Origin of the sequence: Synechococcus sp. R6-10 (assembly GCF_047461815.1) — a bacterium.
GTDB lineage: Bacteria > Cyanobacteriota > Cyanobacteriia > Thermostichales > Thermostichaceae > Thermostichus.
In genome coordinates, this window is the sequence record NZ_JANSHW010000262.1 from 1 (window position 1) to 8,207 (window position 8,207).

Consider the following 8,207-nt stretch of genomic DNA (forward strand, 5'->3'; position numbering starts at 1 on the left):
AGCTCCCAACCGGTTAGCAACGCAAACACCAGAAATAAGCCGCCCCCCACCCAATGCACGGCGCGTTCAGAGATGTGAGCTGCTAAAAAACGACCTCCCACCACCGCCAGCCCCACCATCAGTCCATGGCCAAGGGTAGCCCCTGCCCAGACGCTCAATCCCGGGTGGGTGGCCGCCAAGGAGACGGTGGCAATCTGGGTTTTATCCCCGAACTCGGCCAAGGCCGTCAAGCTAAAGGCTTCCCACACAATGGCCCAAGCACCGCCGCGGCCCGCCCCTTTTTCTTCTGCCTGCTCCACCAGCCTGAGGGCTTCTTCCTCTTCTTCTTTTTCCTGCTGGGGAGTCATCTTGTAAGCTTGCCAGAGCATTCTCAGCCCAAAAGCCGCGAAAACCCCAGCCGATAACACTCTCACGCCCAGGGGTGGCAGCAGCTTGAAAAGCACCTTCCCGGCCACCACCGCCAGCAAGGTCATCACGGCCAAAGCCAGCCACGTCCCCAAGAAAACCCAGCGGCGCGGGTGTCGCATAGCCAGAATCAGGGGGGTAAAAAAGGTTTTATCCCCAAACTCTGCTACCGTAACCAACAGCAAACTTGACGCAAAACCAGCCCACATCGTTTAGCCTCCAACCTCTCTTGTGTGTGGAATCGGTTCACACCTAGAGGTGAAGGCTGGGAAAGTCAGACGGACTCACCAAGCTCACCTCTGCGTGAACTCAGTGAAAGTCTCGTCACCAAAGCAGCCTGCCGGGCTTGCTTTGTCTCTTGCACCGGGCTGTTTTTAGCCAGTATGTCGATACAGAGGGCGGTAAGCCGCCTGACTACTCCCTTTCCGTCTAAATGGTAGCATGCTGAGCTCCCAGTGGGAGTCATTCATTCAAGCATTCAAGAAAAGCTCTCCAATGGGATCCCCCAAGACTTGCTGTGCCTTGGCCGATATCAGTGCCGCGCATCGCTTACCAGAGGATTGTGAAGGAGCGGCAGGCTATTATGATCACGGTTGAGGAGAAAATCAGGGGAAAACCACGTGGATGCAAAGTTAGTCTTGGTGGGGGTTGCTCTTGTCCTCTCTCTGGCAAGTTTCTACTTCGGCACCCGCAACGGCTTTTACGACACCGACAAGTATCACGGCAATGGCTCTGCTCATTAGAGCCGGGCGCGATTGGTGATTTTTTCATGGATCCCTTGCCCAAAGGAGCTTCTCTCCAGAATACAGGCGACGCCGGAGAGGACTGGGTGCGGCAATATCTCTGTCAGCAGGGCTGGCAGATCCTGGCCCAGCGGTGGCGCTGCCCTTGGGGCGAGCTGGATCTGGTTGCCCACAAAGCTGATGTGCTGATTTTCGTAGAGGTGAAAACCCGTAGCCCCGGTAGCTGGGATCGAGGCGGGCTTTTGGCGGTTGGGATCCCCAAGCAGCGACGCTTGATCCGGGCTGCCCAAGCCTTCTTGAGCCAGCATCCCCACCTCTCCGAGTTGTCCTGCCGTTTTGATGTTGCGCTGATAGAACGTCGGGCCTCTGGGGAAGGGGTAAGCTATGCTTTGGTTGACTACCTGCCAGCGGCTTTTGAGATTTGTTGAAGCAAACTTATCTCACTTGTCAAGGCCATCTGCACCAGTACAATTGCCGTTTTGCCGCTATTGCCAAACGCTCAGTTTGTCTTTTTGGCTCTGCCCAATGCTGCCATCATCCAACAATTTCGGCAACTGCCAAATAAGCTCCAAAGTGCGAGATGGCATCGATGCTTCTTGAAATGCTTGACCCAAAGATTTCCGGTTTTTAACTGATTTTTAACTGTCTCTTGAGTTGCATTTCCGTTGATCAGCATCGCTGTGCCGAGCCGATCTTAACAGCTCTACGATGCAGATCTCAGACAGGATAGGCAAGATTTGCATCGAGACTGTCAGTAGAAAGAATCTTTACAGACAAAATATTGTTTATCCTGAGAAGAGGGGTTTGTGTTTTTGAGGATTGGGCCTATGTATGCGGAGCAACCCAAGGGGGGATCCTCCAGCAGCTGGAAGCGCCGTCAGTTGAAGCTGGCCAACGTCGCTGCTGGGTTTGCCTCGGCAGTACAGCCGATCTTTGCCCAAACCATCATCACCGATAGCGAAGGATTGGAAGCCGGCCCCGTCACCATTCCCACCCCAGATGGCGAGATCCCTGGCTATCGTGCCAAGCCGACCGGCTCTGGCCCTTTTCCACTGGTTTTGGTGGTGCAAGAGATCTTTGGTGTACACGAGCACATTCAAGACATTTGTCGCCGCTTGGGGAAGTTGGGCTATGTGGCAGTGGCTCCCGAGCTGTTTTTCCGGCAGGGGGATGTTTCTCAGCTGCAGAGCCTTGAGGAGATTCGCGCCATCGTCTCCCAGGTGCCCGATGCTCAGGTGATGTCGGATTTGGATGCGGCGGTGGATTGGGCAATTGGCAACTCAGGTGCGGATCCAGAGCGGGTGGGCATTACTGGCTTTTGCTGGGGTGGTCGAATCACTTGGTTGTACGCGGCTCACCGACCCGGCTTGAAGGCGGGTGTTGCCTGGTACGGTCGTTTGGTGGGAGAGTCCACACCCTTAACCCCAAGGCATCCGCTGGATGTGGCAGCCAGCCTGAAGGCACCTGTGTTGGGTTTGTATGGTGGTGCAGATACCAGCATTCCCTTGGAAACGGTGGAGCAAATGAAGTCAGCTCTGGAAGCTTGCGGAGATCCATCGCAGTTGATCATCTACCCGGATGCTCCCCACGCCTTTTTTGCCGATTATCGCCCCACCTATCGCCCAGAAGCGGCTGGTGACGCTTGGGAACGGTTGCAGGCTTGGTTTCGAGAACACGGCTTGGCCCAGGGATCCCGGTCTCAATGATGGGATCTCATCTGTTCCCGTCGGCAGGACGGAGTCTTTTTTTGACTGCGCCGAAGGCAGAGCTTGGGGCAAGCTGGTATATTCCTAGCCATCTCAGGGAAACAGCATGGAAGCACATGAGTTCTGGGCCCGTACCGACAGCCAAGGTCAACTGATCTTGCCCATGAAGGCGCAGGAACAATTGCCCAAAAATCGAGTTGTGCGGGTGCTGGTGTTGGTGGATGAGCGGGAGCTGGCTCCGGCGGATCCTTCACAGGAGCAGTTGCCCACTGCCTCGCCAGATGAGGAGCATCTTTGGTATGGAGCTCCCACCGTTCCCTACGATGGCATTTAGCGCATGGGATCTTGGCCGGACAGCCGCCAGCGGTTTAGGCGCGAGAGGGTATCTGCATCCAAGTAGGCATCAATGCCCCGCTTGCTCGATAGCCGTTTTGGTTGGACGCGCCGGATCTGCTGCTGGGCCTGCTGCACTTCATCCCACAGTTGTTCTGCCGAGACCCATTCGGCGTTGTAGCCGCCAATCACCAACTGCTGGACACGATCGGAGGTAGCCACCCTTACCCGACACCCATCCCTCTGCAACTGGGCACACAGCCGTTCAATACAACTGTCGGCGGTCTCGCCATAGGAGGTATACAGGATCTCGATACCCGAAGGGGAGCGCTCTTGCCGGGCTGGAGTGGGTTGGGCGTAGGCATCGTACACCACGGTCGCCTGGTAGCCCCGGAAGGCCACATAGTTGGCCAAAGATTCCACCAAGCGCAGACGGGCCAATTCCATCAGGGAGCGACGCGCTAACTGGCTCAGGGTGGGCCAAGCTCCGATGATGTTGTAGCCATCAACCAAGAGGAAGGTGGGAGAGGAGGCTTGCATGGATGGCGGTGGATCCCTTGTCCGGGATCACACTTCTTAATCTTAATCTTTATCTTATTTTTAATCTTAGTACCCAGCCTTAAAGGTTACCCCACTACTCCGAATGCTCCGATACTTTCCCGGTTGTGAGCAGATCACGGTCTGCGCTGAATCCAATAGGTGGTGAACAGTTCGCCACTGGCCTGTTTCTGAATTTTGCCCCCCAAGGCTGCGATGCGCCGCTCCCACTCCGTTAGGGGGGTGAAAATCGGTTCAGTGCCTTTGAATAGCTCGATGAGGCCCCATTGTTCCGCCCACACCGAGTCGGGATTGACCACTTCAATAATCACAGGTGCAGCCGGTCGCAACACTCGCATCAACTCTGCCCAAACCGCGTCGAAGTACTCAATCGGGTAGTAGTACAAAAATCCGGTGGCAATGGCCAGATCAAATTGCTCCGACTCGTAGTTTTCCAAATGGTGGGCGGATCCCTGTTGCATTGACTTGAACAGCTTGGAGTTAAGCTGGGGTGCCCGCGAGCGAATAAAGCGCACAATCTCACCGCTCAGCTCATGGCCGTAAAAGTAGGCTTGCCAATCGTTCCAGGGATAGGTCAGGAAGCTTACCCCACAGCCCAAATCCAAACAGGCTTCCCGTTTTTTGGGGGCACGCAGTTGCCAAAAGGGGATCCCGAGGCGCTCTTGCAGGTGATCCCGCTGCTGGGCTTGCCAAAAAGGCAGTTGCTCCAGGTCTGGGGGAAGTTGCCAAGCTGGCCGACCCAGTTGAATTTCCAGCTCCCGATTAAAGCGAGCAGCCACAGAGGCAAGGTAGGGATCCCAGCGTTCCCCGGTTTGTGGTAGCTCCATTTGCTGATGGCTTTGTCCTGGATGGTCGTGAACTTAACTTGCACTTAACCTACACTACCAGGACTCTCGGCCCGTAGGCTCCCGGCTGCAGGGATCCATTTACCCAGCTGTGGCTGCCGAGGATGGTGCCTGCCGGAATCTGAGCTTGGGATCCCAAACGGGTGTGGGCGCCGATGTAGCAGGGGGCGTGCAGTTGAGCGCTGGGATGGATCTCAGCCGTTTTGTGCACCCATATCCCCGGCGCCTGTTGCTGCACATTTTCTAAGGGAAAATCCGTCATTCGACCCAGGAGAATGTCCAGTTGGCCGTGGTAATAGCTGGCTGGCGTGCCCAGATCCCGCCAGTAGCCTGCGTGGAGATAAGCTTGCATCCGTTGCCCTTGCCTGAGCAAATCGGGGAAGATACGCCGCTCAAAGCTGAGGGGATCCCCACTGGGGTAGTCTTTAAAAATGGCCGGATCCAAGACATAGGTGCCGGCGTTGATCGTGTCGGTGGTGAGGGTGAGGGCTTCTGCAGGGGTGGGTTTTTCCCGAAAAGATTGGATCTGGCCCCCTTCCCCAACTTCCACCAGGCCATAGGCGGTGATATCGTCCACGCGGGCGAGGGTGAGGGTGGCAATGGCCTTGCTCTGCACATGACATTGCATCAACGCCTGCAAATCCAGATCCGTGAGGATGTCGGCATTGAAAACCACCAAGGGATCCCCGGTGAAATAGGGCTGAGCCAGCACCAAAGCTCCTGCCGTATCCAAAGGCGTCTCTTCGGGAATGTAGCGGAGCTTCACCCCCAAAGCAGCGCCATCTCCCAGAGCAGCCTCAATTTGTTGGCCCAGATAACCCACGCTGAGCAAAATATCCGTCAAGCCGGCTCGGCGGCAGCGCCCGATCAGCCATTCCAAAAAGGGCACATCCAGGAGGGGCAACAAAGGCTTGGGTTGCAAAAAGGTAAAGGGCCGTAAGCGAGTTCCTTTCCCACCCGCCAAGATCACCGCTTGCATAACCACCCTCAACCCCGTTCTCTTCCAAAGATATTGACATCCTCTCCGCCCAATTGCTAAGGGGGATCCATTGGGTCGAGCCAAATGTTTTCTGCTACCCAGAACGTCGATTCTCCGTTGCCCACAGAGGGATACGGATTGCCCCTCGGGCAACACAGCACGAGTCTTGATCGCAAGTCTCAGGGGATGCCTTTCTGGAGGAGATATTTCAATCTCAATTGGGATTCATAAGCTCAATCCTGAGACAGTTGATTTGCCTTTTTTAGAGCATGTTTGGAGAATTGCGACCCGCTCGCCCCAGTCGGGAATAGCCACCCAAAGCGGCAGTGTCAGGTGATACTACCTTGCAACGGGAATTGTGACAGCCTTGGATAGCTTGGATGGATTCCAATGGGTTTGCCCTTCACCTTCATCTGAGGTTTCGCCGATGTCTGTTTCTCGACGCCGATCCCTACAAGCCCTTTGCTTGACCCTGGCCGGATGCTGGGCTCTAGGCACACACCAGGGATCCCTGCTGGCCCAAGGTAGCGATTTGTTGGCTCAAGTTCAAGAGCGGGGGGTGCTCCGGATTTCCACCGACTCCAATTACCGGCCTCAGAGCTACCTCAATCCCGACGGCAGTTGGGAAGGATTTGACGTGGATGTGGCGCGCGAGATCGCCAAGCGCTTGGGGGTAAAGGCTGAGTTTTTGGATATCAACTTTGATGTCATCACCGCCGGATCTTGGAATGGCCGCTGGGATGTCAATGTCGGCTCCATGACCGTAACTGCCGAGCGCCAGAAAGCTCTGCTGTTTACCATTCCCTACTACTACACCCCCGCCAGCTTCGTGGTCCACCAAGCCTCGACCTTGACAGATATCGCCGCCTTGGAAGGAAAGCGAGTTGGGGTGGGCACCGCCACCACCTACCAAGCTTACCTGGAGGGCAACCTCACCCTGGAAGGAGAGACCATCCAAGTTCCGGCCCCGCGGGTGGACATTCGCATCTACGACACCGATAGCCTGGCTCTGCAGGACTTGGCACTGGGGGATGGCACCCGCTTGGATGCAGTCTTGACGGCTTTGCCGACGGCTGAAAATGCCATTCGGGAAGGGCTGCCCCTGAAAACTCTGGGGGATCCGGTCTACTATGAAGCCTTGGCTGTGGCCTTGGATCGCTCCAGCCCTGCCCCTTCCGAGAGCTTGCAAGCCAAAATTAACGAAATCTTAGAATCCATGCATGCGGACGGCACGCTAACAGCCCTCTCGAAGCGGTATTACGGCATTGATCTGACGAAAAAAGCTGAGTGAGCAAAGACTCTATCCCACTGGAGCAGCCCATTTACCCACCGCCCCGGATTCGAAAAGGGATCCCGTTCCCGGTGGCCCAGGGGTTGTGGTTGGTTCTGTGGCTGCTGTTGTTGCTGTTCACCTTCAGCGGGGTACAGTTGGAGTTGGCCGGGATCCCCATCCGTACCTTGCGTCTCAACGGCAACTTTGTGCGCGAGTGGTGGTGGTTTATCTCGCAAGGGGTGGGCACTACTTTTCAACTGTCCTTGGTCTCCATCCTCTGTGCCACCACCTTGGCCTTTTTGTCGGCGCTGGCGGGGCTCTCCCAAATTGCCCCTCTAAGCAGCCTCTCTGCTCTCTATGTCTCGCTGATGCGGGGCACACCTCTATTCCTGCAGTTTTTGTTTATCTACCAGGCTTTGCCGCAACTGGGTCTGGTGTTCGGCTCGTTCACTTCGGCGGTGCTGGCCTTGAGCCTGAACTATGGCGCCTACATGAGCGAGATCTTCCGGGCCGGGATCCAAGCCATTCCCATTGGGCAGCGGGAAGCTGCCTATGCCCTGGGGCTTAAGCCCTGGCAAACCCTGTGGTGCATCATTTTGCCGCAAGCTTTCCGAATTGTCCTACCCGACATTGGCAATCAATTCATCGCCATGCAGAAAGACACTGCCCTGGCCAGTGCCATTGCTTTGCAGGAGTTGATGGGCCGGGCTCGACAGGCAGGTTTGCCGCGCCAGCACTTCTTCGAGGCTTTGGTGGTGGCAGCGCTGTGGTACTGGCTGCTGACGTTGATCTTGTCATTTTTCCAGGGACGCTTGGAACGGTACCTGGCCCGCTAGAGGAGCCTGACTCTAATCCGGCCATTACTTTGGTGTCTGCTTGCATACGTTTGTGGTTGCCCACAAAGACCGGCTGTGCCGTTCGCGATAGCAGGGGGCTCCAAAAACAGCCAGAAAGCTGGGGGACATCATCCTGCACTGACCTGCCGCAGTGGGTGAAAGAGGATCCCTGCCACCTCAAGCGGAACGCCATTCAAGAGGCAGGGTTGGCCTTTCGAGAGAGCAAAGACCCGAAGTTTCGCAGCGTCAGATCAGAGCTTTGCGGGATACTGCCATTCTGTTTGGCAACGAGCAGGATGCAATCGCTGCAGCCCTGGGCAACAGTGTATGGCTTCGCCATGCAAGCCATAGCCATTCCAAACTGGATTGGGACACTCCCCAAGCGTTCCGCGCTGCTTCCGCGACCACTCCCAGGGGAAGAGGGAAGTTAGGAAGCGATGCAACTTAAAGCTGTTCGTCAGCTAGAAATTGCAGGAGCCCCGCACTGTACCCGTAGGGTCAGTGTCGGGAGGAATGCGGAAGTTATGAT

General features: G+C 56.1%; 10 protein-coding genes and 1 pseudogene. 7 read left to right on the top strand and 4 right to left on the bottom strand.

Annotated features, from left to right (window positions below):
• The coding region (locus NW837_RS08155) for a TMEM165/GDT1 family protein (protein WP_414330525.1) at positions 1-614 on the bottom strand (614 nt) is incomplete at its 3' end.
• A gap of 411 nt (positions 615-1,025) precedes the next feature.
• Here NW837_RS08155 and NW837_RS08160 point away from each other — a divergent pair.
• From NW837_RS08160 to NW837_RS08175, 4 genes are all read left to right on the top strand, one after another.
• Positions 1,026-1,148 (top strand): hypothetical protein, encoded by a 123-nt coding sequence (locus tag NW837_RS08160; protein ID WP_011429573.1) that lies wholly within the window; start codon positions 1,026-1,028, stop codon positions 1,146-1,148.
• 26 nt (positions 1,149-1,174) lie between these two features.
• Positions 1,175-1,576 carry a YraN family protein gene (locus tag NW837_RS08165; protein ID WP_414330526.1) on the top strand — a complete coding sequence of 134 codons (402 nt, stop codon included), beginning with the start codon at positions 1,175-1,177 and terminating at the stop codon, positions 1,574-1,576.
• Positions 1,577-1,975: 399 nt separating this feature from the next.
• Positions 1,976-2,854, top strand: coding sequence for a dienelactone hydrolase family protein (locus NW837_RS08170; RefSeq protein WP_414330528.1), 879 nt, complete (start codon positions 1,976-1,978; stop codon positions 2,852-2,854).
• Between the two features lie 106 nt (positions 2,855-2,960).
• Positions 2,961-3,188 (top strand): hypothetical protein, encoded by a 228-nt coding sequence (locus NW837_RS08175; RefSeq protein ID WP_414330530.1) that lies wholly within the window; start codon positions 2,961-2,963, stop codon positions 3,186-3,188.
• On the opposite strand, the gene NW837_RS08180 is transcribed toward NW837_RS08175, so the two are convergent.
• From NW837_RS08180 to NW837_RS08190, 3 genes are all read right to left on the bottom strand, one after another.
• Positions 3,185-3,727, bottom strand: coding sequence for an NYN domain-containing protein (locus NW837_RS08180; protein WP_011429576.1), 543 nt, complete (start codon positions 3,725-3,727; stop codon positions 3,185-3,187). The two genes, NW837_RS08175 and NW837_RS08180, sit on opposite strands and share 4 nt — an antisense overlap.
• Positions 3,728-3,861: 134 nt before the next feature.
• Positions 3,862-4,572 carry a class I SAM-dependent methyltransferase gene (locus tag NW837_RS08185; RefSeq protein WP_414330533.1) on the bottom strand — a complete coding sequence of 237 codons (711 nt, stop codon included), beginning with the start codon at positions 4,570-4,572 and terminating at the stop codon, positions 3,862-3,864.
• A 49-nt stretch (positions 4,573-4,621) separates the two neighbouring features.
• The gene (locus NW837_RS08190; RefSeq protein WP_414330537.1) at positions 4,622-5,569 is read right to left on the bottom strand and encodes a sugar phosphate nucleotidyltransferase; all 948 of its coding nucleotides are present in this window, start codon (positions 5,567-5,569) and stop codon (positions 4,622-4,624) included.
• Positions 5,570-5,996: 427 nt separating this feature from the next.
• Here NW837_RS08190 and NW837_RS08195 point away from each other — a divergent pair, with 427 nt between their 5' ends.
• The 3 genes and pseudogenes from NW837_RS08195 to NW837_RS08205 form a co-directional block, all read left to right on the top strand.
• Positions 5,997-6,860 (top strand): ABC transporter substrate-binding protein, encoded by an 864-nt coding sequence (locus NW837_RS08195; protein WP_414330534.1) that lies wholly within the window; start codon positions 5,997-5,999, stop codon positions 6,858-6,860.
• Entirely contained in the window at positions 6,857-7,678 is an 822-nt protein-coding gene (locus NW837_RS08200; protein WP_148202748.1) for an amino acid ABC transporter permease, read from the top strand. Before NW837_RS08195 ends, NW837_RS08200 begins: the two co-directional genes overlap by 4 nt.
• A 94-nt stretch (positions 7,679-7,772) precedes the next feature.
• Positions 7,773-7,929: pseudogene (locus NW837_RS08205) on the top strand (RNA-guided endonuclease TnpB family protein); the annotation flags it as partial.
• Positions 7,930-8,207 lie beyond the last annotated feature (278 nt).